The following is a 25592-nucleotide window of genomic DNA, read 5'->3' on the forward strand; positions in this document are numbered from 1 at the left end:
TCCCCGCCTCGACCCACGTCAGGAACGGACCGCCTCCACCTCCCGCGGCAGGTGCCCCGCGACGAGCCGTTCGCGCCCGGTGCCCCGAGGCGTCGCGCGCCGGTCCACGGCGAGGGCCACCCCGGCCACGCCCAGGCCCAGCACGGCCAGGGCCGCACCCGCGAGCGCGGGGGACGTCGCGCCGAAGCCGGCCGCCAGGGCGAGGCCGCCGATCCAGGCGCCGCCGGCGTTGGCCAGGTTGAAGGCGGCCTGGTTCGCCGAGGAGGCCAGCGAGGGGGCCGCCGACGCCTTCTCCATCACGATCAGCTGGAGCGGCGAGCCGGTGACGAAGGCCGCCGTGCCGAGCAGCAGCACCGCCAGGGCCGCGGACCACGGCGTGGACATCAGCAGCGGGAACAGGGCGAGGACCAGGGCCAGCGAGGCCAGGCCGCCGAACAGGGTGGCGCGCATCGCGTGGTCGGCCAGGCGTCCGCCCAGCAGGTTCCCGATCGTCGCGCCCACGCCGAACAGCGCGAGCAGCGCCGTCACGCTGGTGTCGGCGTAGCCGGCGCCGTCCGTCAGCATCGGCGCGATGTAGCTGTAGGCCGCGAAGAGCGCGCCGAAGCCGGCGACCGTCGTGCCGAGGGCCAGCCAGACGGGCAGGGAGCGCAGCGCGGCGAGTTCGCCGCGCAGGCCCTGGGCGGGGGCCCGGTCGTGGTCGTGCGGGATCAGCAGGGCCAGCGCGAGGATGGCGGCCAGGCCGATCGCGCTCACCGCGAGGAAGGTGGCCCGCCAGCCCAGGTGCTGGCCCATGAGCGTGGCGGCGGGGACGCCGACGACGTTCGCGACGGTCAGGCCGAGGAACATCAGGGAGACCGAACGGGCCTTGCGCTCGGGCGCCACCAGGCCGGTGGCGACGACGGCGCCGACACCGAAGAAGGCGCCGTGCGGCAGGCCGCTGAGGAAGCGTGCGGCGAGCAGGGAGCCGTTGCCGGGGGCGAACGCCGAGAGGGCGTTGCCGGCCACGAAGAGCACCATCAGGCCGATCAGGACCGTGCGGCGGGACATCCGGGCGGTGACGGCGGCGAGGAGCGGGGCGCCGACGACGACGCCGAGGGCGTACGCCGAGACGAGGTGCCCGGCGGACGGGATCGAGATGCCGAGGTCGTCCGCGACGTCGGGCAGCAGGCCCATCATCACGAACTCGGTGGTGCCGATGCCGAACGCGCCGACGGCGAGCGCGAGCAGGGCGAGGGGCATGACGGGCCTGAGCCTTTCGAAGAGGAGTTCCGCACATCTTATGTTCATGTGCGGAACAAACTCTCCCACCCCCGGTATTCCTGGGGGTTAACCCCAGGTTGCCGTGGGCTTTTACGAGGCCGTTGTGTCGACCTTCACACGCGCGGCGACCGGCAGATGGTCGCTCCCGGTCTCCGGCAGCGTCCAGGAGGTGACCGGTTCGACCCCCTTGACCAGGATCTGGTCGATCCGCGCCATCGGGAACGAGGCGGGCCAGCTGAACCCGAAGCCGCTGCCCGCGGCGCCCTGCGTGGAGCGCATCTGGGAGGTGACGGCGTTCAGCGCGCGGTCGTTCATGGTGCCGTTCAGATCGCCGAGCAGCACGCTGCGCGGCAGCTTCTCGTCGGCGATGGCCTCGCCGAGGGCGTCGGCGCTCTTGTCGCGCTGCCGGGCGGTGAACCCGGCCTCCATCTTGACCCGTACCGAGGGCAGGTGGGCGACGTACACCGCGACCTCGCCGGAGGGCGTGGCGACGGCGGCGCGCATGGCCCGGGTCCAGCCCAGCTTGATGTCGACGGCCTTCACCCCGGTCAGCGGGTACTTGCTCCACAGCCCGACCGTGCCCTGCACCGAGTGGTACTTGTACGTGGCGGCGAGCGCCTTCTCGTAGACCGGGACCGCCGCCGCGGTCAGCTCCTCCAGGGCCAGCACGTCCGCGCCGGAGGCGGCCACGTCGCGGGCCGTGCCGGTGGGGTCGGGGTTGTCGGCGTTCACGTTGTGCGTGGCGACGGTGAGGTCGCCGCCCCCCTCGGTCTTGTCGCCCAGCAGGCCGCCGAAGAGGTTCAGCCAGACCACCGCGGGCAGCACCACCGCGATCAGCGCGGTGGCGGACCGGCGCAGCAGGGCGACGAGCAGCAGCAGCGGGACGAACAGGCCGATCCAGGGCAGGAAGGTCTCGGTGAGACTGCCGAGGTTGCCGATGCGGTTGGGGATGCGCGAGTGGACCAGCATGACCAGGGCGAGGACGACCGCGACGGCGGCGGTGACGATGCCCCGGCGCCAGATCCGCGGGTCGCCGCGCCAGCCGGTGACGAGTCTGTCCAGCAGACGCCGGAAGCGGGCTCCCCGGTGCTCGGGTCCCGAGCCGCCGTTGTCCGTCTCCGTCATGTACGCCTGCTGCGCCATACCGTCGCCTCACTGCCTGCCGTGCACACCATCGTCCCCCGCTGTTACGACCCTAGGGGATGATCGGTTCCGTTCCTGCCGTCCCGTGACGGCCGTACGGGCACGAGGACGCACAACTCGCCTTCCGGAGTTCCGGCCCCCGACGCGGAAAGCGCGCTCTGTGACGCAACGCGCACAGGGTCACCGCGCGGGCGGCGAACTGACGGGCGGTGAACTGACGGGCCGTAGCCCTTCCAGCAGGGTGTCGACGATCTGCTCGGACAGCCCGTCGGGGAGCCCGGCGTCCGGGCGCATGACGGTGCGCAGCAGCATCGGGCCGACGAACAGGTCGTTCAGCAGTTCCACGTCGACGTCCGCGCGCAGTTCGCCGTCCCGCTGCGCGCGGCGCAGCAGTTCGAGACCGATCCGGCGCCGGGGGGCGACGACGAGGTTGTCGTAGGCCGCCCAGATCTTCGGGCTGCTCTTCATCTGGACGTGCACGTTGTGCAGGATCGCCGAGGAACGGCTGACCAGGCCGCGCCGGCGCAGCGTCTCCAGCAGGGCGACCAGGTCGTCGCGGAGCGAGGTGCCGGGCAGTTCCGCGTCGGGCGGTTCGGCGGCCCGTACGACGTCGACGAAGAGCTCCTCCTTGCCGCTCCACCGGCGGTAGATGGCGGCCTTGCCGACGCCGGCGGTGCGGGCGATCCGCTCGATGGACAGCTCGGCGAGCGGAACCCCTTCCTCCAGCAGCTCCATCACGCCCTCGATGATGGCCCGCTCCACGGCCTCACTGCGGGGGCGGCCCCGGGTGGGGGCCTCGGCCCTGCTGTGGTTGTCGGCGAGGTTCACGCGCCCGTCCCTTCGGTGTACCGGGATTCTCCCCTACGGCCGTCCGGGCGCGTCCTCGGGTGTCCGGCCCGGCAGGAACAGGGCCACCACCAGGGTGCCGAGCAGCGCCACCGCGGCTCCGCCGATGGCCGTGACGTGCATGGCGTGCAGGAAGGCGTCGTTGGCGTGGTCCACCAGCGGCCGGCCCGGTTCGCCGAGCCGGGCCGCCACGGCGAGCGTGGACTCGATGGACTCCCCCGCGGTGTGGCGCAGTTGCGGGGGCACCGCGCCGAGGTCGCCCTCGACGGCCGAGCGGTAGGAGGTGGAGAGCACCGAGCCCAGGACGGCGATGCCGAGGGCGCCGCCGAGCTGGCGGAAGGTGTTGCTGAGGGCGGAGGCGGAGCCGGCCTTCTCGCGGGGCAGGGACTGCATGATGACGACGCTGACCGGGGTCATGATGTGCGCCATGCCGGTGCCCATGAGGAAGAAGATCACTTCCAGGAGCCAGATCGGGGTGTCCGCGTCCAGGGTGGCGAACGCGGCGAGCATCGCGGCGATGAGCGCCATGCCGGCGGTGGTGGTGACGCGGTTGCCGAAGCGGTCGACGAGCAGCCGGGCGCGGGGCGCGAAGATCAGCTGCGCGGCGGCCAGCGGCAGCAGGAGCAGGCCGGTCTCCAGCGGGGAGTAGCCGCGCACGCTCTGGGTGTAGAAGACGGAGAAGAAGGTGACGCCCATCAGCGCGAAGAAGACCAGCGCGATGGCGGCGATGGCGGCGGAGAAGACCTTGTCCTTGAAGAGGCCGACGTCGATGGACGGGTGGTCGCTGCGCTTCTCGAACAGCACGAAGGCGACGAGGACGGCGAGCCCGGCGCCCATGGTGGCCAGCACGGTCGGGTCCCCGAAGTCGGCCAGCTCGCCGCCGCGGATGATGCCGTAGACGAGGAGGACCAGGCCGACGACGGACAGGGTGACGCCGACGGGGTCGATGCGGCCGGGGGCGGGGTCGCGGGAGTCGGGAACCAGCCAGATCATCAGGACGATCGCGAGCAGCACGATCGGCACGTTGACCAGGAAGACCGAGCCCCACCAGAAGTGGTCGAGCAGGACGCCGCCGGTGATGGGGCCGATGGCGATGGCGAGACCGACGCCGCCGGCCCAGATGCCGATGGCCTTGGGCTGTTCGTCGCGCTCGAAGACGTTCATCAGGACGGCGAGCGTGGCGGGCATCACGAAGGCGGCGCCGAGGCCCATGAGCGCGCGGAAGCCGATCAGCTCGGCGGGCGAACCGGCGAAGGCGGCGAGGGCGGAGCCGGCGCCGAACACGAAGAGACCGCCGAGCAGGACCTTCTTGCGGCCGAGCCGGTCACCGAGCAGACCGGCGCTGAACAGCAGGCCGGCGAAGACGAGGGTGTAGGCGTTGATCGCCCACTCCAGCTCGCTCTGGGTGGCGCCGAGGCCGGTCGGGGCGGGCGTGGAGATCGTCTTGATCGCGACGTTGAGGATGGAGTTGTCCAGCACCACGATCAGCAGACTCAGCATGAGCACGCCGAGGATGGCCCAGCGGCGGCGGTGCACCGCTTCCGGTATCCGGGGTACGGCAGGAGCGGAGGTAGTCATGCGCCAACCCTAGGTTATTTACGATACGGGACCGTGTCGTATCGTAATTCTCTTACTCGGTTCTTACACCCGCCGGCTCCCGCACCTGCCGGTTCCCGCACCCGCTCCGGCCCCGGTCGAGGGTGACCGAGGCCCCCCAAGGGCGTGTTGTGAAAGTCCCGCCTGCCCCGCGACGCCTGGCACGCACTCCCCCAGAGGGGGGACCCCCAGCCGCGTTGCCGAAACGCCCGAATAGCTCCGCTATTAGGGCGCTCCGGCGCCTTGCGATCGCACGCACCAGACGCCGCGGGGCCCGCCCTTCGGGCGGACGACGGGACTTTCACAACACGCCCTAGCCGCGTCACGCACGAAGTGCCACCATGGAGGGGATCCGGGGACGCCGTCAGGGCGCCTCGAGATGACGTAAGAAGGAGCCGTTGCCATGACGCAGCTTTCGGCTGCCCGGAACACGCCCTCCGGCGGCAGCAATGCGCTGTACGGGGGGAAGGGCACCCGCCGCATCACCGTCCGCGACATCGCCCTCGCCAAGGAACGCGGCGAGAAGTGGCCCATGCTCACCGCCTACGACGCGATGACCGCGTCCGTCTTCGACGAGGCCGGCATCCCGGTCATGCTGGTCGGGGACTCGGCGGGCAACTGCCACCTCGGGTACGAGACCACCGTGCCGGTCACCCTCGACGAGATGACCATGCTCTCCGCCGCCGTCGTACGGGGCACCTCGCGCGCCCTGATCGTCGGCGACCTGCCCTTCGGCTCCTACCAGGAGGGCCCGGTGCAGGCGCTGCGCTCGGCGACCCGGCTGGTGAAGGAGGCCGGCGTCGGCGCGGTCAAGCTGGAGGGCGGCGAGCGCTCGCACCGCCAGATCGAGCTGCTGGTCGAGTCCGGCATCCCGGTGATGGCCCACATCGGCCTGACCCCGCAGTCCGTCAACGCCATGGGCTACCGGGTCCAGGGCCGCGGCGAGGAGGCGGCGGCGCAGCTGCTCCGGGACGCCAAGGCGGTCCAGGACGCGGGCGCCTTCGCGGTCGTGCTGGAGCTGGTCCCGGCGGAGCTGGCCGCCGAGGTGACCCGCACCCTGCACATCCCGACCGTGGGCATCGGCGCGGGGGCCGAGACGGACGCCCAGGTACTGGTCTGGACGGACATGATGGGCCTGACCGGCGGCCGGGTCCCCAAGTTCGTCAAGCAGTACGCGGCCCTGCGCGAGGCCATGGGCGACGCGGCGAAGGCGTTCGCGGAGGACGTCGTCGGCGGGACCTTCCCGCTGGAGGAGCACTCCGTCCACTAGAGCCACAGTGGCACCACAGCGGTCCGCCGATTTCCCCCGTCGGCGGGCCGCTGCCGTTCCCGGACCGCTTCCCGGGCGCTCTGTCGGCGGGTTGTCGGCGGGCGTCGGCCGGCTGTCGGTGGTTTGTCGGTGGCCCCTGGCACCGTCGTCCCCATGACACGAATCGACAGGAACCCCGGCGGCGCCGCGAACGCCGTCACGGTACGGGGACTGGTCAAGCACTACGGCGAGACCAAGGCGCTGGACGGTGTGGATCTGGACGTACGGGAGGGCACCGTGATGGGGGTGCTCGGCCCCAACGGGGCCGGCAAGACCACCCTCGTCCGCATCCTCTCCACCCTGCTCGCACCCGACGCCGGAGAGGCCGTCGTGGCCGGCTACGACGTGGTGCGCCGGCCCCGGCAGCTGCGCCGGGTGATCGGGCTGACCGGACAGTACGCCTCGGTGGACGAGAAGCTGCCGGGCTGGGAGAACCTCTACCTCATCGGGCGGCTGCTGGACCTCTCCCGGCGCGACGCCCGGACCCGCGCCGACGAGCTGCTGGAGCGCTTCTCGCTGACCGACGCCGCCAAGCGGCCGGCCGGCACCTACTCGGGCGGGATGCGGCGGCGGCTCGACCTCGCCGCGTCGATGATCGGCCGTCCGGAGGTGCTGTACCTGGACGAGCCCACCACCGGACTCGACCCGCGCACCCGCAACGAGGTCTGGGACGAGGTCAAGACCATGGTCGGCGAGGGCGTCACCGTGCTGCTGACCACCCAGTACATGGAGGAGGCCGAGCAGCTCGCCTCTGAGCTGACGGTCGTCGACCGCGGCAAGGTCATCGCCAAGGGCGGCATCGACGAGCTGAAGGCGAAGGTCGGGGGCCGCACCCTGCGCGTCCGGCCGGCCGATCCCACGCAGCTGCGGCCGCTCGCCGCGCACCTGGACACCCTCGGCATCACCGGGCTCGCCACCACCACCGTGGACACCGAGCGCGGCGCCCTGCTGGTGCCGATCCTCAGCGACGACCAGCTCACCGCGGTCGTCCGGTCGGTCACCGAACGCGGCGTCACGCTCTCCTCCGTCACCACCGAACTGCCCAGCCTGGACGAGGTGTTCCTGTCGCTCACCGGCCACCGCGCCAGTGCCCCGCAGGACGCCGTACCCACCGAGCACCGCGAGGAGGTCGCCGTATGAGCGCCACCACCGCCACCCGCCCCGCCGTCGCCGCGGTCGACACCGCCGACGCCCGCATCCCGCTGCGCGGGCACCTGCGCCACACCGGCGCCCTGGTCCGCCGCAACCTGCTGTGGATCCGCCAGGACCCGGAGTCGATGGCCGACGCCGTCCTCTTCCCGATCGTCTTCACCCTGCTGTTCGTGTACGTCTTCGGCGGCTCCATCGGGCAGTCCCTCGGCGGCGGGCAGGAGGCGTACGTGCAGTACGTCGTCCCCGGCATGCTCGCCATGATGGGCATGACCATGGCCCAGGGCGTGGGCACCGGTTTCAACCAGGACTTCAACACCGGTGTCATGGACCGCTTCCGGTCCCTGCCGATCGGCCGCGGCTCGGTGCTCTTCGCGAAGATCGCGGTGGAGCTGCTGCGGATGCTGTTCGCGACGGCCGTCCTGATGGTGGTGGCGCTGCTCGTGGGCTTCGACATCACCGACTGGGGCGGTCTGCTGGCCTCCGTCGCCCTGTCGGTGGCCTTCGGCTCGGCGCTGATGTGGGTCTTCCTCACCCTCGGCGTGGTGATGAAGAACGCGCAGTCCGTGCAGGCGATGGGCTTCCTGGTGCTGATGCCGCTCCAGTTCGGCTCGTCGATCTTCGCGCCGACCGACTCGATGCCGGGCTGGCTCCAGACATTCACCGACTACAACCCGCTCTCCGCGCTGGCGGACGCGGCCCGCGGACTGATGATCGGCGGTCCGGTCGCCCACGACCTGTGGCTGACGCTCGGCTGGTCGGCGCTGCTCACGGCGGTCATGGCGCCGATCGCCATCCACAAGTTCCGCACCAAGACCTGATCCGCCCGGCGGATCACACCAGGGCGGCGGCCTCCTCCACGGTGAGCCCGCCGCCCTCGGCGTACCCGGCCGCGTAGGCCCGCTCGTCGAGGACCGCGCGCACCGCGGCGACCGCCCGGTCCCGGCACTCGCGCTCCAGCGCGGAGTTGACGTGCCCGATCGGCCACGCCACCTCGGCGGCCCCGAGACAGCGGGCGGCGTCGAGGGGCTCGCTCCCGGCCAGTGCCACGGCGGCGATGACCAGGCAGGCCGGGCCCAACTGCGGGGCCATGGCCTGCGTGAGCGGATCCCGCGCGTGCTCCAGGGCCCGCCGGAGCTTCTCCCTGGCCTCCCCGCACAACCCCTCGGCGGCGTCCATCCACGCCTCCCCGCTCAGGATGAAGGCGTCGAAGACCTCGAACTGGGCGAGGCTGAAGTTCTCCCGCAGCAGCCGCAGATGTTCACGGGCCTCGGTGATCCGGCCGGTGATGCTCAGCCAGCCGGCCAGGATGACCCGGCTGAACGGCATCGCCTCGTTGTGCCCTCCGTCCAGACTGGCGATGACCTCCCGCAGCAGCCGTTCGCCCCGCTCGCCCTGCCCGCTCTCCAGCAGCGTGCTCGCCAGCCGGGCCGAGAGGACGGCCTCCTGGCTGTGCGCGCCGAGCCGCCGGGCCTCCTCGATCGCCGCCTCGAAGTCGGCGGCCGCCTCCAGGTAGTCACCCTTGCGCTCGCGGGCCTCGGCGCGCGCCGACAGCGCCTCCCCTCTGCCCCAGGAGTCCCCGAGGCGCCCGTAGACGGTGAGCGACTCGTCGGCGTCCGCGGCGGCCCGGCCGGCCCGATCGGGCCTGTTGGCGAGGAGGTTGGCCCGCATCTGGAGGGTGGCGGCCAGTTCCCACTCGAAGCCGGGGGTGCGGCGGCAGGTGTCCACGGCCGCGTCGAGCATGCCGGCGAGCCGGTCCATGCCGCCGGTGAGCATGACCGCGAAGACGACGATCATGCCGGGGCTGCGGCAGAGCTGGGGCAGCCCCGGCGGGTAGACATCGACGATGTTGCGCAGTTTCTGCTGGGCGGCCGGGTTCTGCCAGGCCTCCAACTCGGTGTCCATGCAGGCGAGATGACCCAGATGGACACCGCGCCGGGCCTCGGCGAGGACCTCCCCGGTGTACGGGGGCGGCTGATCGGTGCAGCGCTGCCAGACCGGCTCGGCCGGCCGCAGCGGCTCGGCGAACGGGTCGGGGCCGAGCGCCATGACCTCCACGCACCAGTTGCGGGCCTCGAACCGGAGATCGCGCATCTGCCAGTACCAGCACAGCGACAGGACCAGCGCCAGCGCCTCCTGCTCGTCGCGTTCGGCGACGGCGTGCCGCAGCGCGGTCCGCAGGTTCTCGTACTCCCGCTGGAGCCGCCCCACGGCCTGAAGTTGGCCGGGTCCGCGCAGCAACGGGTCGGTGGTGCGGGCGAATTCGCGGTAGTACGTCAGATGGGCGCGCTCGGCGGCCGCGCGGCCGCCCGTCTCGTCCAGGCGCTCGCCGGCGTACTCGGCGACCGTCTCCAGGAGCCGGTAACGCATCCCTTCGTCCCCCGAAGGGGCCGCCACCACGAGGGACTTGTCGACGAGGGAGCCGAGCGCGTCCAGGGCGGCGGGACCGCACACGGCCTCCGCGGCAGGCAGATCGCAGCCGCCCGCGAAGACCGACAGCCGTCCGAGGACAACCCGTTCGTCCTCGTCGAGCAGCTCCCAGGACCAGTCGACGACGGCCCGCAGCGTCTGCTGGCGGGGCAGGACGGTCCGGCTGCCGGAGGTGAGCAGCCGGAACCGGTCGTCGAGCCGGTCGGCGATCTGGCGGGGGGTGAGCATGCGCAGCCGGGCGGCGGCGAGTTCGATCGCGAGGGGCAGGCCGTCGAGACGGCGGCAGATCTCGCCGCACGCCTCCGGGTCGTCCTCGACGCTGAAGCCGGGGCGGGCGGCCCCGCCGCGGTCGGCGAACAGGCGCAGCGCGTACGGCTCCGGCAGGGGCTCCACGGGGCGCAGCACCTCCCCGGGGACGCCCAGCGGCTCGCGGCTGGTCGCGAGGACGGTGAGACCGGGGCAGCGGGCCAGCAGGTGCTCCACGAGCCGGGCGGCGGCGCCGACGACGTGCTCGCAGTTGTCGAGGACGATCAGCATGCGGCGCCGGGCGCAGTGCTCCACCAGGCGTTCGACGGGGTCGTCGTGGCGGTCGGCGACCGCCTGGCGGAACTCCTCGGCGCCGGCGCCGTACATCACGGTCTCGCGGGCGCCGAGGGCGGTGAGCACGGCCTCCGGTACGGCGTCCGGGTCGTCGACGGGCGCGAGTTCGGCGAGCCACACCCCGTCGCGGGCGGTGTCGGTGAGGGTCTCGGCGGCCTCCTGCGAGAGCCGGGTCTTCCCGGCGCCGCCGGGCCCGAGGAGGGTGACCAGGCGGGCGCCGCCGAGGTCGGCGCGGATCGCCCTGATGTCGGCCTCCCGGCCGACGAAGGAGGTGAGCCGCGCGCGGAGGTTCCCCAGGGGCGCGGGGGCCGGCGCCGGGGCCAGCAGTTCGCCGTGCAGGGCGGTCAGTTCGGGCCCGGGGTCGGAGCCGAGCCGGTCGGCGAGGAGCCGGCGCACCTCGTCGTAGGCGGACAGCGCCTCGGCGGGACGGCCCAGGTCGCGCAGGGCGCGCAGCCGCAGCGCCTGCAACCGTTCGTCGAGGGGGTGGCTGTCGCACAGGGCGGTCAGCTCGGGCAGGGACGGTCCGGCCTGGCCGAGGGCGAGCGCGGCGGTGTGGCGGGCGCGCAGGGCGTCCAGGTGCCGGGTCTCCCAGCGGGCCGCCTCGGCGGTGCGGTCGGGGAGGTCGGCGAGGGCGGGGCCGCGCCACAGGGCGAGGGCGTCGTCGAGGACCGCGGCGGCCTTGGCGGGGTCGCCGTCGGAGAGGGCGCGCAGGCCGTCCGCGGTGAGCCGCTCGAACCGGTGCAGGTCGACGTCCTCGGGGGCGGCGGCCAGCCGGTAGCCGCCGTCCACGGACTCGACGGCACCGGCGCCCAGACCCCGCCGCAGCCGTCCGACGAGCGCCTGGAGCGCCCCCGGGGCGTCGGCGGGCGGGTCGGCGCCCCAGACCTCCTCGACGAGCAGCCGCGCCGGCACGGCGCGGCCGCCGCGCAGCGCGAGCACGCAGAGCAGCGCACGCAACCGGGCCCCGCCGACCGGGACGGGCGTGCCGTCGGAGTGGAGTGCCTGGGTGGTGCCGAGGATGCGATAGCGCACGGGGTCCATTGTCTCTGGTGCGGAAGCGGGGACGGAGGCGGCCCGGCCGGGGTGGACGGGGGCGGGTCACGTGGCGGGGACCCGTCCGCCCCACCCTCTCCGGAACCGGGGCCCGCCCGCGAGACGTTTTCCCGTTGCGCCCGGTACCGTCGGGCCCCAGTACCGGACCGTACGGGCCGGTGCCAGTCTGTGCCGATCAGTCCGGGGAGCCGCATGACCGCCACCACCGCCCGCAGCTCCGACCGCCGGGTGAGCCCGGTCTTCGCCGGCATCCTGGCCGTGACGGCGGTGACCGGCTGGGCGACCTGGACCGGTTTCGCCGAGCAGCCGGGGCTCGCCGTCTTCCTGTTCGTGACGTCGGCCTGGATCGTCTCGCTGTGCCTGCACGAGTACGCCCACGCCCGTACGGCCCTGCACGGCGGGGACATCACGGTCGGCGCGAAGGGCTACCTCACGCTGAACCCGCTGAAGTACACCCACGCGCTGCTCAGCATCGTGCTCCCCGTGGTCTTCGTGATCATGGGTGGGATCGGTCTGCCCGGTGGTGCCGTGTTCATCGAGCGCGGGCGGATCCCGGGGCGCTGGCGGCACAGTCTGATCTCGGCGGCGGGGCCGTTGACGAACCTGCTGTTCGCCGCGGTGTGCACGGCGCCGTTCTGGCTGGACGCGCTGGACGGTGTGCCCGCCGGGTTCCGGTACGCGCTGGCCTTCCTCGCCCTGCTCCAGGTGACGGCGGCGATCCTGAACTTCCTGCCGGTCCCGGGCCTGGACGGCTACGGGGTGATCGAGCCGTGGCTGTCGTACAAGGTCAGGCGGCAGGTGGAGCCGTTCGCCCCGTTCGGGCTGCTGTTCGTGTTCGCGCTGCTGTGGCTGCCGCAGGTGAACGGTGTCTTCTTCGACATGGTCGACGCGATCCTGCGCGGCCTGGGCGTCGAGGAGAACCTGACGTACTGCGGCTACGACCTGTTCCGGTTCTGGCGCGAGAGCGACCCGTACTGCTCGGTCAGCCCGTGACGGAGGACCGGCGGACCCGCTCGCGCTTGAGGTAGTACCAGCACATGTTGGACGACAGGCCCGCGAGCAGGACCCAGACGATGCCCAGGAAGCTGCCCTGCGCGAAGGAGACGACGGCCGCCGCCACCGCGAGGAGGCAGACGATGAGCGCGTAGAGGGCGAGGCGGGGCATACGGGGGGCTCCTGTCGGGGACGGCGCGGGAGGGGGGATCACTGCGGTACGACGCCCTCCAGTGTCCCCCATCCCCTCATACGTCCGTGATGCGGAGTCCCGCGTGCGCCTTGTAGCGGCGGTTCACCGAGATCAGGTTGGCGACGAGGGCCTCGACCTGGTGGGCGTTGCGCAGCCGTCCGGCGAAGACCCCGCGCATCCCGGGGATGCGGCCGGCCAGCGCCTGCACGATCTCCACATCGGCGCGCGCCTCGCCGAGCACCATCACGTCGGTGTCGATCTCGTCGGTCTCCGGGTCCTGGAGCAGGACGGCCGACAGGTGGTGGAAGGCGGCGGTGACCCGGGAGTCCGGGAGCAGGGCCGCCGCCTGCTGCGCGGCGCTGCCCTCCTCGGGCTTCAGCGCGTAGGCGCCCTGCTTGTCGAAGCCGAGCGGGTTGACGCAGTCGACGACCAGCTTCCCGGCCAGTTCCTCCCGGAGTGACTCCAGGGTCTTGCCGTGGCCGTCCCACGGCACGGCGACGATGACGATGTCGCTGCGGCGGGCGGTCTCGGCGTTGTCGGCGCCCTCGACGCCGTACCCGAGTTCCCCGGCGGCGGCCTGGGCGCGGTCCGCGGCCCGCGAGCCGATGATCACCTTCTGGCCGGCCCTGGCGAGCCGGAGGGCGAGGCCCTTGCCCTGCGGGCCGGTCCCGCCGAGCACGCCGACGACGAGCCCGGAGACATCGGGAAGGTCCCAGGGGTCCTTGGCGGGGGCCTTCTGTGCAGCACTGTCGGTAGAGGTCATGGGCCGACTCTACGTGGGGCGTGGGCGGCCCCGGTCCTGCCGTCCCGCATGACCGGGTTGGGGGAATTCGGGCCGAACCGCCGGTCCCGGGCGGGCCGGTGCGGCAGGATGCGGGCCATGGACGCCGTACGGGTCGCGCTGTTGCGTGAAGTGCTGGCCGGGACCGAGTGGTTGGGGACCACCCGGCGTTTCGCGGGGGTGCTGCGGGGCTCGGTGGTCTCGCACGGGGGCGGGCTGCTGCTGGTGGGGACGGCGGAGCACGAGCCGTGGCATCTCGCGGCGCATCTGGTGGACGAGGCCGCCTGGTCGGGGACGCCCGAGCTGACGCCGACGCTGGTGCGGCACGCGGCGCGGCCGACGGATCCGGCGCATCTCGCGGTCGGTCTGGGCCGGCTGGCGGCGGCGCGGCGGGGCGAGACGCTGCTGGTGGTGGCGGAGCGGGGGCCGGGTGCGGAACTGCTGGAGCGGGTGCACGACGCGCGGCGGGCCGGGGCGACGGTGCTGGCGCTCGGTCCCGGTGAGGGCGATCTGACGGCGATGGCGCACGAGTCGCTGGCGGTGCCCGAGGGCACGGACCTGGATCTCGACACGGTGCAGCACCTGGTGAGCGCGGCGGCCGGGGAGAACGTGCTGCCCTCCCCCCGGGCTCGGCGGCGGTTCCGGGACCGGCTGTCGGCGCTGGCGGACCAGTTGACGGCGCCGCCGCCGGCGCGGTGGTGAGCGCCACGGGGAAATTCGGTTGCTCAGGTCTCCCATCTGTGCAGATCATGACCTCTCGTGACTTCCTTCCTCCCCGACCTCACCCCCTGGCGGAGCTCCGCCGACTTCCGGCGGCTGTGGCTGTCGGGACTGATCTCCACCTTCGGCAGCTTTCTGACGTTCGTGGCGCTGCCCGTGCAGATCAAGGAGCTGACCGGTTCCGCGGCGGCCGTCGGGGCGATCGGCGCGGTGGAGCTGATCCCGCTGATCGTCTTCGGGCTGTACGGCGGGGCCCTGGCCGACGCGGTCGACAAGCGGGGGCTGATCCTGTGGACGGAGGCGGGGCAGGGCGTGCTGAGCGCGGCCCTGCTGGTGAACGCGGTGCTGCCGGAGCCGGCGGTGTGGCCGCTGTACGTGGTGGCGGCGCTGTCCTCGGCGCTGGTGTCGGTGCAGCGGCCCGCGCTGGACTCGCTGTGGCCGCGGATCGTGCCCCATGACCAGCTGCCGGCCGCCGCGTCCCTGAACGCCCTGCGCTGGACGGTCGGCGGGGTCGCGGGCCCGGCGGCGGCGGGCGTGGTGGTGGCGTACGCGGGCCTGGGCTGGGCGTACGCGGCCGATCTGCTGACCTTCCTGGTCTCGGTGGTGCTGATCGTCCCACTGGCCGCCTCCCCCGCCGCGCACGAGGCGGCGAAGCCGTCGCTGAAGGCGATCGCCGAGGGCGCCCGCTACGCGTGGAGCCGCAAGGAGCTGCTGGGCACCTACGCGGTCGACCTGGCCGCGATGTTCCTGGCAATGCCGCTGGCCCTGCTGCCGTTCCTGGCGGACGAGCTGGACGCCGAGTGGTCGCTGGGCCTGATGTACGCGGCGCTGCCGTTCGGTTCGCTGCTGGTGAGCGTGACCAGCGGCTGGACCGGGCGGATCCACCGGCACGGGCGGATGGTGGTGCTGGCGGCGGCCCTGTGGGGGGTGGCGATCGCGGCGGCCGGGGTGGTGGACAACGTGTGGCTGGTGCTGCTGTTCCTGGCCGTGGCGGGCGGCTGCGACATGGTGAGCGGGATCTTCCGCGGGGTGATGTGGAACCAGACGATCCCGGACGAGCTGCGTGGCCGGCTCGCCGGGATCGAACTGCTGTCGTACTCGGTGGGACCGACCCTGGGACAGGTCAGGGCCGGTGGGTTCGCCGCGTGGTGGGGGGTGCGGGCGTCGGTGTGGTCGGGCGGCCTGCTGTGCGCCGGCGCGGTGGGGCTGCTGGCGCTGTGCCTGCCGAGGCTGATGTCGTACGACGCCCGCACGAGCGAGCACGCGAAGAGCGTCCGCGCCCAGCGTGCGGCGGCCCGGACGCCGACCGGGACCTGACCGGTCCCGCCCGCCGGTTCAGGAGTCGTCGCCGCGGGGGGCGTCGTGCCACTTGGGGTCGTTCTCCCATTCGAGGTTGCGCTCGCGGGCGGTCTCCATCGCCTGCTCGGCCTCGGTACGGGAGGCGTACGGACCGAACCGGTCCTTGCCCGGGCAGTCCGGGCCCTCCTCGACCTTCCGGTGCTCCAGGCAGTAGTACCACTCGCCCGGCTTGCCGACGGTCCTCTTCTTGAACAACGCCATGACCTGCTCCTCTCGCCAGGGTCATGTTCCCCCACCGCGGCTCGTTAGACTCGCTGGCATGTCTGGCCAGTCGCTGCTCGTACCGGGGGAGCTGTCCCCCACCCGTTCCGTACCCGGAAACATCCGCAGGCCCGAGTACGTCGGCAAGCCCGCGCCGAAGCCGTACTCGGGTCCCGAGGTGCAGACCCCGGAGACCGTGGAGGCGATGCGGGTCGCCGGCCGTATCGCCGCGCGGGCGATGGAGGAGGCCGCGAAGCTGATCGCGCCCGGCGTCACCACGGACGAACTGGACAAGGTGGCGCACGACTACATGTGCGACCACGGCGCCTACCCGTCGACGCTCGGCTACCGGGGCTTCCCCAAGTCGCTGTGCACCTCGCTCAACGAGGTGATCTGCCACGGCATCCCGGACTCGACGGTGCTGCGGGACGGCGACATCGTCAACCTCGACGTCACGGCGTACATCGGCGGGGTCCACGGCGACAACAACGCGACCTATCTGGTCGGCGAGGTCGACGAGGAGAGCCGGCTGCTGGTGGAGCGGACCCGTGAGTCGCTGAACCGCGCGATCAAGGCGGTCCGGCCGGGCCGGCAGATCAACGTCATCGGCCGGGTGATCGAGTCGTACGCCAAGCGCTTCGGGTACGGCGTGGTCCGTGACTTCACCGGTCACGGCATCAACTCGTCCTTCCACTCGGGCCTGATCATCCCGCACTACGACAGCCCGCACGCGACGACCGTGATGCAGCCGGGGATGACCTTCACGATCGAGCCGATGCTGACGCTCGGGACCCACGAGTACGACATGTGGGAGGACGGCTGGACGGTGGTGACGAAGGACCGCAGGCGGACGGCCCAGTTCGAGCACACGCTGGTGGTGACCGAGACCGGCGCGGAGATCCTGACCCTTCCGTAGCGCGACGCCCTTCCGCGGAGCGACCTCGACCCGCCCTCTGATGGGGGCGGGTCTTTTCTTGTACGCTTTTACCGACAGGGCGTCGGCAAACCTATTGACTTAGGTAAGCCTTACCTTAGAGGATGTGCGGCATGGACTCCTTCTCGACCGTCATCCGCACCGCGTCCCACGAGCAGCACGTGGAGGCCGAGACCTCGACCTTCATGAGCGACCTGCTCGGCGGCCGCCTCGGCGTCGACGCGTACGCGCGCTACACCGAGCAGCTGTGGTTCGTCTACGAGGCCCTGGAAAGCGAGGCCGGCCGGCTGGCCTCGGACCCGGTGGCCGGCCCGTTCGTGCAGCCCGAGCTGTTCCGGCTCCGGGCGCTGGAGCGGGACCTGGCGCATCTGCGGGGCCCCGAGTGGCGGGCCGGGGTCTCCGCCCTGCCGGCGGCCCGCGCCTACGCGGACCGGGTCCGGGAGTGCGCGCGGGAGTGGCCCGCGGGATACATCGCGCACCACTACACCCGCTACCTCGGCGACCTCTCCGGCGGCCAGATCATCCGCGACCGGGCGGAGAAGACCTGGGGCTTCGAGAAGAAGGGCGACGGCGTCCGCTTCTACGTCTTCGAGGAGGTCACCAACCCGGCGGCCTTCAAGCGGGAGTACCGCGAACTGCTGGACGCGGTGAGCGCGGACGACCTGGAGAAGCAGCGGATCGTGGCCGAGTGCAAGAAGGCGTTCGCGCTGAACACCGCCGTCTTCCGAGCCCTGGGCGAGGAGTTCCCGCTCTCGGCCTGAGCCGCGCGGCGGCCGGTCAGCGTTCCAGGTAGACGCGGCCGCCGAGTTCCACCCAGCCGCCCGGCTGGGGTGCCGTCAGCATCTGCGAGCCCGCGCCCTGGGTGATGTTCAGGGCGCGGCCCAGCTGTTCGGTGAGCAGCAGTGCCGCCGCGCCCGTCGCCTCGTCCTCGTCGATGCCGTCGCCGCGGCCGGGGAAGGCCCGGGCACGGACGCGGCCCGCGGACTCGTCCTCCCAGGCCCAGGCGTAGATCCTCCCCCAGGCTTCGCCCGGGGGTGCCCCCATCTCGCTTCGCTCCCCCGGTGACGGCACCTCCAGCGCGTCCACCTCGGCCGCCGAGCCGTACTGCCTGAGGGTCCGCGGCGGGGCCCACTCGGCCCGCGCCTCGATCCAGCAGAACTCCCCGTCCTGCCGCGCCCCGACCACTCCGGCCGGCGTCACCAGCTCGGGGACGTCCAGCAGCCAGGCGGTGCCCACACAGGGGTGACCGGCGAACGGCAGCCGCACGCTCGGCGCGTAGATGTCGATGACACCCCGCTCGGGGTCGTCCACGAACACCGTCTCGCTGAACCCCAGCTTCGCCGCCAGCGCCTGGCGGTCCTCGCGCTCCGGCAGCACCGATCCGTCGCGGACGACGCCCAGTTCGTTGCCGTATCCACCGCGCGGGCCGCAGAAGACCCGGAGCACGTCGTAATCAGTCACGGGGGCATTCAAGCATCGTCCCGGCCGCAAGGCCCTCCCAGGCCACCGCACTCACGGGGTGGAGGCAGGACGGCGTGGGGGCGGGCCGGGCCGGCCCGTCACGGCCGGTGCCGGTCCGCCCCCTGGCAGCGGCTGTCCGGTCCCCCGTCCGATGTTCGCAAGGGACCGGTCTCAGCTACGGGTTCACTCGGCGGTGCGGCGCCTGCGCATCGCGAGGACCACACCCGCGCCGGCCGCCACGGTCACCGCGGCCGCGGTGCCGAGGGCCGCCGCGGGCACGTCGGAGCCGGTGGCGGCGAGGCCGCCGGTGATCCCGCCGGTCGTGGAGCCGGTGCCGCCGGTGGTGGAGCCCGTCGTGCCGGAGCCGTCGCCCGAGCCACCGGTCCCGGAGCCGCCGGTCCCGGAGCCGCCGTCGCCGTCGGGCAGGTCGGCGTCCTCGGTGAGCGCCACCGAGAGGTCGACCGGGTCGAGCTCGGTGCCGGCCGTGTAGAAGCCGCCGAAGGCCTCGGCGCCCTCGTCGGTGAGGGTGGCGGTGACGTCGTCGAGCGTGATCACGTCGTTCTTCGCCGTCAACTCGGCGGCGTCCGCCTTGAGTTCGGCCAGTACGACGTCCTTGGACGTCCTGCCGAGGCTCGTCACGTCGGCGGTCAGCTCGCCGGAGCCGCCGTCGAGGGTGGCCTCAAGGCCGGTCAGGGTCAGGTCGAGGCCGTACTCGCCGTCCTCCTCGTGGCCCTTGAAGTTCACCGCGCCCTCGAAGGAGGCGCTGAGGGAGTCCGCCTCGGTGTCGTACTCGCCCTGCGCGTCCACGAAGGTGAAGACGCCGTTGCCGGCGGCCTGGCTCGCCCCGCCCGAGGTCGTGATGGAGCCCTTCGCGACCCCGTCCACGACATACGTCCGGAAGGATTCCTTCACGCCCCAGCCGAGCGTGCCGTCGACGATGTCGCCCTTGGTGGGTGCCTGGGTGGACGGGGAGGCGCTGGTGGAGGGCGAGGTGGCGGAGGCCGAAGCCGAGGCCGAGGCCGACGGGGAGGCGGACGTGGACGGCGAGGCGCTCTCCGAGGGGGAGGCGGAGGCCGAGGGGGAGGCGCTCTCCGAGGGCGAGGCGGACGTCGACGGCGAGGCCGAGGCCGTGGGGCTCGGCTGCGTCTTCTGGACCACCGTCAGCGGGTCGCCGGCCGCGCCCGCGTAGCTCGCGCTGCCGAAGACGTCGGCCGCCTCCTGGGTCAGCGTGGTCGCCATGTCCGTCATCGACCGGGTGACGGTGACGTCGGCGAGCGGCACGTCCTGCGTCGTCGTGCCGCTCTTGGTGACATCGGCGGTGACCTCGGCCGTGGCGCTGTCGAACCGCACGTCGGAGAGGGTCAGTTCGAAGCGGTGCGCGGTGGACTCGATCTTCAGGCTGCCCTTGAAGCCGAGGTCGACGGTGTGCGCGGTGGACTCGTAGGTGCCCGTGCCGTCGGTGAAGGCGAACACGCCGTTGTCCGCGGCCTGCGAGGCGCCGTCGGTGGCGGTGAAGCTGCCGGCCGCGAAACCGGTCACGTACGTCCGGTAGGACTGCTTGATGCCCCAGGTCAACTCGTAGCCGCTGAGCGGCACTTCGGCCGCGGAGGCGGTGGTGGTGGCGAGGGCCGTGGCGCCGAGGGCGGCCGCGGTGGCGACGGCGGCGGCGAGGGCGAGGGGGCGGCGGTGCGATCTGACGGGCATGATCGGGGGTTCTCCTCGGTGAGGTGGTGGGTTCAGTTCCGGCGCCTGCGGGCGACCAGCACGGCCGCGGCGGCGAGCGCCAGACAGCCGGCCGCGATGCCGAGCGGCAGGGCGAGGGGGACACCGCCGTCGTCCGACGCGCTCGCGACGGGCTCGGCGGACGGATCGGCGGACGGATCGGCGGAGGCCGAGGGGTCCGGTGAGGCACTGGCCTCGGGGCTGCTGCCCAGGTCGGGCAGGGCCGGCAGGTCGGCGCCCGCGCGGGTGGCCACGGCCAGGGAGACCGGGTCCATCGCGGTGCCCGCCGGGTACATCCCGCCGAAGACCTCGGCGCCGCGGGAGGTGAGCTTCGCGGGGGCCTCGGTGAGCTTCGCGACGCCGTCGACGGACTTCAGCCCCTTGGCGGTGAAGGTGACCAGCGGGACCTTCTTGCCGGTGGCGTCGGAGGACGCCACGTCGGCGTAGAGGGTGCCCTTGCCGTCCTCGACGGTGACGCGGACCGCGCTCAGCCTCAGGTCGAGGCCGTGCTCACCGGTGAAGCGGACGGCGCCCTTGAAGCGGGCCGTCAACTCGCCCCCGCTGTAGGTCCCTTCACCCTCGGGGAAGCGGAACAGCGCGCCCCCGTCCTGGGCTCCGGCGGACAGGGTCCACTCGCCCTGGGCGATGTCACCGGTGACGTACTCCCGGAAGGTGCGGCGCACGCCCCAGTCGACGGCGCCGTCCTCGATCGCGCCGTCCGAGGTCTTCTTCGCCTTCTCGGCCTTCTTCGTCTGCTTCTCGGCGGACGCGGTCGGCGTGGGCGACTTGGTGACGGCCGCGGGCCGCACGTCCGCCGACAGGCTCACCGGGTCCAGCGCGGTCCCGGCGGTGTAGTACCCGGCGAAGGACTGGGCGCCCTGCGCGGTGAGGGTGGCGGGGAGGTTGTTCAGGACGACGGTGTCGCCGCCGCCCCGCATGTCGATTCCGCCCAGGGACAGTGAGGCGAAGGGCACCTGACGGGACGTCGTGACCGCCCCGGTGCCCTTCGCCTTGCTGGTGATGTCCACGTAGAGGGTGCCGGAGGAGCCGGAGACGCGGACGGTGGGCCGGCTGATGGTGAGGTCCAGCTCGTAGGAGCCGGAGTCGGTCCTGTGACCGATGAAGCGCACGCCCCCGCTGAAGGAGGCGGTGAAGGCGCCGGTCGCGCCGTCGTAGCCGCCGGTGGCCGAGTGGAAGCGGAAGCTGCCGCTGCCGACGGTGGCGGCACCGCCGGTGAGGGAGTAACTGCCGTTCGCGATGGGGCCGGTGACGTAGCTCTGGAAGGAGGACTTGATGCCCCAGTCGAGCCGGCCGCCCTGCACGGCACGGTTCGCGGCGTGCGCGTCGGCCGTCGGGAGCAGGGCTCCGAGGACGGCCAGACACAGCACGGCGAGCGCGCCGTGGAGACGTCTCGGCAGGGATGGGGACATGGGTGACCTCCAGGGACAGCGAGATCCGGCCGACACTCGACGGTTTCTGGCCAGCTGAGGTAAGGCTAACCTAAACTACGACACGCCCTGATCGACAGGTCTTGGCGTGAACACAGCCGATTGACAGGAAAGAAGCGCACGTCGGACGCGCGCGGAGAGGAAGGGCCCACCGTGCGACGCTTGCGCACACGACTGGCGGGAGCGCTGCTGGCGGTGCTCGCCCTCACCACGGCGACGGCCTGCGGAGGCGCCACCGCGGCCGCACCGGGGACCGCCGCCGCCTCGGCCTCCGCGGCTACCGCCGACCGGGTCGAGCCCCTCTCCCCCGCGCCCACGCCCCGACTCCCGGTCACCGTCGACTCCGCCGACGGCAAGCGGGTGACGGTCGAGAAGGCCGACCGGATCGTCCCCCTGTCCGGCAGCCTCAGCGAGATCGTGTTCACGCTCGGACTCGGCGACCGGGTCGTCGCCCGCGACATCACCGCCACCTTCCGGCAGGCCGAGAAGCTGCCCGTGGTCACCCGCGGCCACGACGTCTCCGCCGAGGGCGTGCTCGCGCTCCGCCCGGACCTGGTGATCGCCGAGACCAGCAGCGGCCCGCAGGAGGCGATAAAGCAGATCCGCGCCGCGGGCGTCCCGGTGCTCGTGGTCGACCCGGCGCAGGGCCTCGACGACGTCGGCACCCGGATCGGGACGGTCGCCGAGGCGCTCGGCGTACCGACGGCCGGGGAGCGGCTCACCGAGCGCTCCGAGCAGCGGATCGCCGCCGTACGCAAGGGTGTTCCGGACGCGGACGAGCCGCCCCGGGTCGCCTTCCTCTACCTCCGCGGCTCGGCCTCCGTCTATCTGATCGGCGGCAAGGGGTCCGGCGCGACCTCGCTGATCGAGGCGGCCGGCGGCGTGGACGCGGGCGCCGCGTCCGGACTGACCAAGGACTTCACCGCCATCACCAGCGAGGCGCTGGTGAAGGCGGCACCGGACGCGATCCTCGTGATGACCAAGGGCCTCGACTCGGTCGGCGGGATCGACGGACTGGTCAAGATCCCCGGGGTCGCCCAGACCCCGGCCGGGATGGACCGCCGGATCGTCTCCGTGGAGGACGGCGTGCTCCTCAACTACGGTCCGCGCACCGACCAGGTGCTGAAGTCCGTCGTCGCCCAGCTCTACCCGGACGGTGCCGCGTGACGGTCCTTCAGAAGACGGCGCCGCGCACCGACGGGACTCCCGCGCGGGCCCCCCGTTCCGCCGCGTGGCTGATGACCGCGGGGCTGGTGCTCGCCCTCGTCGTCCTGGTGCCGGTCGCGGCCGGCATCGGGGCCTATCCGGTGCCGGTCGGCGATGTGCTGGCCTCGGTGCAGCACCGGATCGGCCTGGGCGGTACGGAGTTGGACCGGGTGGCGGAGTCGGTGCTCTGGAACGTGCGGTTCCCGCGCATCGCCCTCGCCCTGCTCATCGGCGCCTCGCTGGGGTGCGCCGGCGCGCTGATGCAGGGCGTGTTCGGCAACCCGCTCGCCGAGCCCGGGGTCATCGGGATCTCCTCCGGCGCGGCGGTGGGCGCGGTCGCCTCCATCGCGCTCGGGCTCACCTTCTTCGGCAACTGGACGGTCACCGTCGCCGCGTTCGTGTCAGGTCTGGCGACGGTCCTGCTGGTGTACGTGATGTCCCGCTCCGGAGGCCGTACGGAGGTGGTGACGCTGATCCTGACCGGTATCGCGGTGAACGCCTTCGCGGGGGCGCTGATCGGGCTGTTCCTGTTCTTCGCTGACGCGGCGGCGATCCAGCAGATCACCTTCTGGCAGCTCGGTTCGCTGTCGCAGGCGACCTGGTCGAAGGTGCTGGCGGTGCTGCCGTGCGCGGTGCTGGGGCTGGCCGTGGCGCCCCTGTACGCCCGGCGGCTGGACCTGCTGGCGCTCGGGGAGCGGCCCGCGCGCCATCTGGGGGTGGATGTCGAGCGGCTCCGGATCACGCTGGTCTTCGTCATCGCGCTGCTGACCGCCGCGGCGGTGAGCGTCTCGGGGATCATCAGCTTCGTGGGGCTGGTCGTGCCGCATCTGCTGCGGATGGCGGCCGGGCCGGGGCATCGGTTCCTGGTGCCGGCGAGTGCGCTGCTGGGGGCGGTGGTGCTGTTGGCGGCGGATCTCGCCTCGCGGACGATGGCGGCGCCGGCGGAGTTGCCGCTGGGTGTGCTGACGGCCCTGCTGGGCAGCCCGTTCTTCTTCTGGCTGCTGCGGAGGACGCGGCGGCGGCAAGGGGGGTGGGCGTAGGGGTGGCGTGAGGAGTTGGCCGTTCTGTCCGTCCTTCTGTTCTCGGCTTCAAGGAACCGTTCATGAGACTTCTGCGGGCTCGGCCCGTTCCTCCGATTCCCTCCGTGCCCGGTGAGGTGGTCGCCGAGGCCGAGGGACTGTCGGTCCGGCTCGGGGGCCGGGATGTGCTGCACGGCGTGGATGTGACCGTCCGCGCGGGCGAGGTGCTGGCGCTGGTGGGACCCAACGGTGCCGGAAAGTCCACCCTGCTCGGCGCGCTCGCCGCCGACACCCCCGCCGCGGACGGGGTCGTCCGGATCCACGACCGTTCCGTCGCCGCCTGGTCCGCCCCCGAACTCGCCCTGCGGCGCGCGGTCCTGCCGCAGTCCGCGACGCTGACCTTCCCCTTCTCGGTCGAGGAGGTCGTACGGATGGGCCGGGCCCCCTGGGCCGGGCTGCACACCGAGGACGACGACGCGGCGGTGGCCGAGGCGATGGCGCTGACCGAGGTGGCCGGTTTCGCGTCCCGCCCGTTCTCCGCGCTGAGCGGCGGCGAACGCGCCCGTGTCGCCCTCGCCCGGGTGCTCGCCCAGCGGGCCCCGCTGCTGCTGCTCGACGAGCCGACGGCCGCGCTCGACCTGAAGCACCAGGAACTGGTGCTTCTGCTGTGCCGGGAGCGGGCGGAGGCCGGGGACGCCGTCGTCGTGGTCCTCCACGATCTCGGGCTCGCCGCCGCCTACGCGCACCGGGTCGCGGTGCTGCGGGCCGGCCGGATCGCCGCCGACGGCCCGCCCGCGGAGATCTTCACGGAGGACCTCCTGTCGGAGGTCTACGACCAGCCGGTGGAGGTGCTCCCGCACCCCCGCACGGGCGCGGTCCTGGTCGTCCCGCGGCGCGCGGACTGACCGCCGTCGTGTCGGCGGCGGACAGCGTGCCGGGCCGGTCGCCGGGTCCAGGTCACGGTGTGGCCGCCGTAGCCGCTCCCGGCACTCGTGCGGTCCCGCGCCCCGGTAGGGTTCCCCTCCGGGAAGGGGAGGGTGAAGGAACCCGATGAGTACGGATCGCGGCCCGAACAGGCTCCGCAGGCTTGACCGGAGGGTGCTGATAGCGGCCTCCGTGACCGCTTTGTCGTTGACGGCGAGCGGATGCGTGGTGGTGCACGGGGAGCGGGAGTTGATCCCCGCGGCCACCCGTGCCGAGGCCGCCGAGGCGCTGGCGGAGTTCACCGAGGCGTACAACGCGGCGGACGAGGCGTACGACAGTTCCCTCGACGCCGACCATGTCACCGGCGCCCTCGGCGACATCGACGAGGCGCGGCTGAAGGCGGGACGCGCCAACCATCCGGACGGCAACCCCGCCCACACGCCGCTGGCGTTCACCGACGCCGAGTTCACCATCCCCAAGAAGCCGGGCTGGCCGCGCTGGTTCCTGGCGGACGCCAAGGGCAGCCGGGGCGGCGAGTCACGCTGGCTGCTGGTGTTCACCCGGGACGCCGTTCAGGCGCCGTGGGAGGTCGCGTATCTGACGCTGGTCTCCCCCGGCGACCTGCCGGAGTTCAAGAAGGACAAGGACGGCTGGGCCGAGGCGGTGGACGCGAACTCCACCGAACTGGCCGTGCGCCCGGCCAACTTGAGCAGGGACTACGCCAACTACCTGAAGGGCGGCGGGGCTTCCTTCGCCGACGGCAGCCACACCTCGGAATGGCGCGAGAAGCGGGAGAAGGGCGCGGAGCGGCCCGGTCTGGTGACGCAGTACATCGACGAGCCGCTGACCGAGGGGGACTACGCGCCGCTCGCCCTGCGCACGACGGACGGCGGGGCGGTGGTGTTCTTCACCACGCACCACTTCCAGAAGCAGACGGCAGCGCCGGGTGCCTCGGTCCCGACGCCCAACAAGAACGTGGCGGCGCTGACGACCGGCGAGATCAAGCAGTCGCTGACGATGGAGTTCGTCTCCAACGAGGTGGCACTGAACCCGCCCCGCGGCTCGGGCCCGGTATCAATCCTGGGCCGAATCGAGGGCCTCACGGGAGCGAAGGGCGAATAACACCGACCAGCCGAAGGCTGCTCAGGGGCGCGGGGAACGGCGCGACCAGCCGAAGGCTGGACAGGGGCGCGGGGAACGGCGCAACCAGCCGAAGGCTGGACAGGGGCGCGGGGAACTGCGCGA

At 72.7% G+C, this 25592-nt stretch carries 23 protein-coding genes; 12 read left to right on the plus strand and 11 right to left on the minus strand.

The genetic code is table 11. From position 1 onward, the window contains the following. Positions 1 to 18: 18 nt before the first annotated feature. The 4 genes from AB0E07_RS01400 to AB0E07_RS01415 all read right to left on the minus strand — a co-directional run bounded on the left by AB0E07_RS01400 (position 19) and on the right by AB0E07_RS01415 (position 4827). Positions 19 to 1239: an MFS transporter gene (locus tag AB0E07_RS01400; protein ID WP_362245737.1), complete on the minus strand. Its 1221-nt coding sequence runs from the start codon at positions 1237 to 1239 to the stop codon at positions 19 to 21. Positions 1240 to 1350: 111 nt separating this feature from the next. Further along, a complete protein-coding gene (locus tag AB0E07_RS01405) occupies positions 1351 to 2403 on the minus strand; it encodes an endonuclease/exonuclease/phosphatase family protein (protein ID WP_362245133.1) in 1053 nt (350 codons plus the stop codon). A 180-nt stretch (positions 2404 to 2583) separates the two neighbouring features. Continuing rightward, on the minus strand, positions 2584 to 3231 hold the full coding sequence (locus tag AB0E07_RS01410) for a TetR/AcrR family transcriptional regulator (protein WP_362245135.1): 648 nt from the start codon (positions 3229 to 3231) through the stop codon (positions 2584 to 2586). A 33-nt stretch (positions 3232 to 3264) separates the two neighbouring features. Further along, positions 3265 to 4827 carry an MFS transporter gene (locus tag AB0E07_RS01415; RefSeq protein ID WP_362245137.1) on the minus strand — a complete coding sequence of 521 codons (1563 nt, stop codon included), beginning with the start codon at positions 4825 to 4827 and terminating at the stop codon, positions 3265 to 3267. Positions 4828 to 5248: 421 nt separating this feature from the next. Here AB0E07_RS01415 and panB point away from each other — a divergent pair, with 421 nt between their 5' ends. From panB to AB0E07_RS01430, 3 genes are all read left to right on the plus strand, one after another. Further along, positions 5249 to 6115 carry a 3-methyl-2-oxobutanoate hydroxymethyltransferase gene (panB, locus tag AB0E07_RS01420; protein WP_362245139.1) on the plus strand — a complete coding sequence of 289 codons (867 nt, stop codon included), beginning with the start codon at positions 5249 to 5251 and terminating at the stop codon, positions 6113 to 6115. Positions 6116 to 6268: 153 nt separating this feature from the next. After that, the gene (locus AB0E07_RS01425; protein ID WP_362245141.1) at positions 6269 to 7294 is read left to right on the plus strand and encodes an ATP-binding cassette domain-containing protein; all 1026 of its coding nucleotides are present in this window, start codon (positions 6269 to 6271) and stop codon (positions 7292 to 7294) included. Beyond that, the gene (locus AB0E07_RS01430) at positions 7291 to 8124 is read left to right on the plus strand and encodes an ABC transporter permease (RefSeq protein ID WP_362245142.1); all 834 of its coding nucleotides are present in this window, start codon (positions 7291 to 7293) and stop codon (positions 8122 to 8124) included. Before AB0E07_RS01425 ends, AB0E07_RS01430 begins: the two co-directional genes overlap by 4 nt. Positions 8125 to 8137: 13 nt before the next feature. On the opposite strand, the gene AB0E07_RS01435 is transcribed toward AB0E07_RS01430, so the two are convergent. After that, positions 8138 to 11374 carry a BTAD domain-containing putative transcriptional regulator gene (locus tag AB0E07_RS01435; protein WP_362245144.1) on the minus strand — a complete coding sequence of 1079 codons (3237 nt, stop codon included), beginning with the start codon at positions 11372 to 11374 and terminating at the stop codon, positions 8138 to 8140. A 204-nt stretch (positions 11375 to 11578) separates the two neighbouring features. On the opposite strand from AB0E07_RS01435, the gene AB0E07_RS01440 reads away from it, so the two are divergent. Beyond that, positions 11579 to 12379, plus strand: a complete 801-nt coding sequence (locus tag AB0E07_RS01440; RefSeq protein WP_362245146.1) for a site-2 protease family protein — start codon at positions 11579 to 11581, stop codon at positions 12377 to 12379. Here AB0E07_RS01440 and AB0E07_RS01445 read toward each other — a convergent pair. Together AB0E07_RS01445 and npdG are read right to left on the minus strand one after the other, a co-directional pair. After that, a complete protein-coding gene (locus AB0E07_RS01445) occupies positions 12369 to 12623 on the minus strand; it encodes a hypothetical protein (protein ID WP_362245148.1) in 255 nt (84 codons plus the stop codon). The two genes, AB0E07_RS01440 and AB0E07_RS01445, sit on opposite strands and share 11 nt — an antisense overlap. Positions 12624 to 12627: 4 nt before the next feature. Then, entirely contained in the window at positions 12628 to 13335 is a 708-nt protein-coding gene (gene npdG, locus AB0E07_RS01450) for an NADPH-dependent F420 reductase (protein ID WP_362245150.1), read from the minus strand. Between the two features lie 117 nt (positions 13336 to 13452). Between npdG and AB0E07_RS01455 the strand changes: the two genes are divergently transcribed. Together AB0E07_RS01455 and AB0E07_RS01460 are read left to right on the plus strand one after the other, a co-directional pair. Then, positions 13453 to 14055: a hypothetical protein gene (locus AB0E07_RS01455; protein WP_362245152.1), complete on the plus strand. Its 603-nt coding sequence runs from the start codon at positions 13453 to 13455 to the stop codon at positions 14053 to 14055. Between the two features lie 57 nt (positions 14056 to 14112). Beyond that, a complete protein-coding gene (locus tag AB0E07_RS01460) occupies positions 14113 to 15390 on the plus strand; it encodes an MFS transporter (protein ID WP_362245154.1) in 1278 nt (425 codons plus the stop codon). Between the two features lie 18 nt (positions 15391 to 15408). On the opposite strand, the gene AB0E07_RS01465 is transcribed toward AB0E07_RS01460, so the two are convergent. Beyond that, the gene (locus AB0E07_RS01465; RefSeq protein ID WP_362245156.1) at positions 15409 to 15633 is read right to left on the minus strand and encodes a hypothetical protein; all 225 of its coding nucleotides are present in this window, start codon (positions 15631 to 15633) and stop codon (positions 15409 to 15411) included. A gap of 58 nt (positions 15634 to 15691) precedes the next feature. Here AB0E07_RS01465 and map point away from each other — a divergent pair, with 58 nt between their 5' ends. Then, positions 15692 to 16549: a type I methionyl aminopeptidase gene (map, locus tag AB0E07_RS01470; protein ID WP_362245158.1), complete on the plus strand. Its 858-nt coding sequence runs from the start codon at positions 15692 to 15694 to the stop codon at positions 16547 to 16549. A 131-nt stretch (positions 16550 to 16680) separates the two neighbouring features. Further along, on the plus strand, positions 16681 to 17328 hold the full coding sequence (locus tag AB0E07_RS01475) for a biliverdin-producing heme oxygenase (RefSeq protein ID WP_362245160.1): 648 nt from the start codon (positions 16681 to 16683) through the stop codon (positions 17326 to 17328). A gap of 16 nt (positions 17329 to 17344) precedes the next feature. Here the strand turns inward: AB0E07_RS01475 and AB0E07_RS01480 are convergent, their stop codons facing one another. From AB0E07_RS01480 to AB0E07_RS01490, 3 genes are all read right to left on the minus strand, one after another. Next, positions 17345 to 18028, minus strand: coding sequence for a PhzF family phenazine biosynthesis protein (locus AB0E07_RS01480; RefSeq protein ID WP_362245162.1), 684 nt, complete (start codon positions 18026 to 18028; stop codon positions 17345 to 17347). A 183-nt stretch (positions 18029 to 18211) separates the two neighbouring features. Next, entirely contained in the window at positions 18212 to 19732 is a 1521-nt protein-coding gene (locus tag AB0E07_RS01485; RefSeq protein ID WP_362245164.1) for an HtaA domain-containing protein, read from the minus strand. A 32-nt stretch (positions 19733 to 19764) separates the two neighbouring features. Beyond that, positions 19765 to 21180, minus strand: a complete 1416-nt coding sequence (locus AB0E07_RS01490) for an HtaA domain-containing protein (RefSeq protein ID WP_362245166.1) — start codon at positions 21178 to 21180, stop codon at positions 19765 to 19767. A gap of 180 nt (positions 21181 to 21360) precedes the next feature. On the opposite strand from AB0E07_RS01490, the gene AB0E07_RS01495 reads away from it, so the two are divergent. The 4 genes from AB0E07_RS01495 (at position 21361) to AB0E07_RS01510 (ending at position 25469) form a co-directional block, all read left to right on the plus strand. Beyond that, positions 21361 to 22365: an ABC transporter substrate-binding protein gene (locus tag AB0E07_RS01495; protein WP_362245168.1), complete on the plus strand. Its 1005-nt coding sequence runs from the start codon at positions 21361 to 21363 to the stop codon at positions 22363 to 22365. 71 nt (positions 22366 to 22436) lie between these two features. Then, on the plus strand, positions 22437 to 23444 hold the full coding sequence (locus AB0E07_RS01500) for an iron ABC transporter permease (RefSeq protein WP_362245739.1): 1008 nt from the start codon (positions 22437 to 22439) through the stop codon (positions 23442 to 23444). A 62-nt stretch (positions 23445 to 23506) separates the two neighbouring features. Beyond that, positions 23507 to 24328, plus strand: coding sequence for a heme ABC transporter ATP-binding protein (locus AB0E07_RS01505; protein WP_362245170.1), 822 nt, complete (start codon positions 23507 to 23509; stop codon positions 24326 to 24328). A gap of 145 nt (positions 24329 to 24473) precedes the next feature. After that, on the plus strand, positions 24474 to 25469 hold the full coding sequence (locus AB0E07_RS01510; RefSeq protein ID WP_362245172.1) for a hypothetical protein: 996 nt from the start codon (positions 24474 to 24476) through the stop codon (positions 25467 to 25469). Positions 25470 to 25592 lie beyond the last annotated feature (123 nt).

The organism is Streptomyces sp. NPDC048002, from assembly GCF_040653275.1.
Taxonomy (GTDB): Bacteria; Actinomycetota; Actinomycetes; order Streptomycetales; family Streptomycetaceae; genus Streptomyces.

Excerpts from the sequence above, each read along its gene's own strand:
- npdG (WP_362245150.1), bottom strand. The coding sequence starts at position 13,335 with ATGACCTCTACCGACAGTGCTGCACAGAAGGCCCCCGCCAAGGACCCC.
- AB0E07_RS01465 (WP_362245156.1), bottom strand. The coding sequence starts at position 15,633 with ATGGCGTTGTTCAAGAAGAGGACCGTCGGCAAGCCGGGCGAGTGGTAC.
- AB0E07_RS01500 (WP_362245739.1), top strand. The coding sequence starts at position 22,437 with ATGACCGCGGGGCTGGTGCTCGCCCTCGTCGTCCTGGTGCCGGTCGCG.
- AB0E07_RS01435 (WP_362245144.1), bottom strand. The coding sequence starts at position 11,374 with ATGGACCCCGTGCGCTATCGCATCCTCGGCACCACCCAGGCACTCCAC.
- AB0E07_RS01425 (WP_362245141.1), top strand. The coding sequence starts at position 6,269 with ATGACACGAATCGACAGGAACCCCGGCGGCGCCGCGAACGCCGTCACG.
- AB0E07_RS01485 (WP_362245164.1), bottom strand. The coding sequence starts at position 19,732 with ATGCCCGTCAGATCGCACCGCCGCCCCCTCGCCCTCGCCGCCGCCGTC.
- AB0E07_RS01400 (WP_362245737.1), bottom strand. The coding sequence starts at position 1,239 with ATGCCCCTCGCCCTGCTCGCGCTCGCCGTCGGCGCGTTCGGCATCGGC.
- AB0E07_RS01505 (WP_362245170.1), top strand. The coding sequence starts at position 23,507 with ATGAGACTTCTGCGGGCTCGGCCCGTTCCTCCGATTCCCTCCGTGCCC.
- AB0E07_RS01510 (WP_362245172.1), top strand. The coding sequence starts at position 24,474 with ATGAGTACGGATCGCGGCCCGAACAGGCTCCGCAGGCTTGACCGGAGG.
- map (WP_362245158.1), top strand. The coding sequence starts at position 15,692 with ATGTCTGGCCAGTCGCTGCTCGTACCGGGGGAGCTGTCCCCCACCCGT.
- AB0E07_RS01455 (WP_362245152.1), top strand. The coding sequence starts at position 13,453 with ATGGACGCCGTACGGGTCGCGCTGTTGCGTGAAGTGCTGGCCGGGACC.
- panB (WP_362245139.1), top strand. The coding sequence starts at position 5,249 with ATGACGCAGCTTTCGGCTGCCCGGAACACGCCCTCCGGCGGCAGCAAT.
- AB0E07_RS01440 (WP_362245146.1), top strand. The coding sequence starts at position 11,579 with ATGACCGCCACCACCGCCCGCAGCTCCGACCGCCGGGTGAGCCCGGTC.
- AB0E07_RS01475 (WP_362245160.1), top strand. The coding sequence starts at position 16,681 with ATGGACTCCTTCTCGACCGTCATCCGCACCGCGTCCCACGAGCAGCAC.
- AB0E07_RS01430 (WP_362245142.1), top strand. The coding sequence starts at position 7,291 with ATGAGCGCCACCACCGCCACCCGCCCCGCCGTCGCCGCGGTCGACACC.
- AB0E07_RS01405 (WP_362245133.1), bottom strand. The coding sequence starts at position 2,403 with ATGGCGCAGCAGGCGTACATGACGGAGACGGACAACGGCGGCTCGGGA.
- AB0E07_RS01415 (WP_362245137.1), bottom strand. The coding sequence starts at position 4,827 with ATGACTACCTCCGCTCCTGCCGTACCCCGGATACCGGAAGCGGTGCAC.
- AB0E07_RS01490 (WP_362245166.1), bottom strand. The coding sequence starts at position 21,180 with ATGTCCCCATCCCTGCCGAGACGTCTCCACGGCGCGCTCGCCGTGCTG.
- AB0E07_RS01445 (WP_362245148.1), bottom strand. The coding sequence starts at position 12,623 with ATGGGGGACACTGGAGGGCGTCGTACCGCAGTGATCCCCCCTCCCGCG.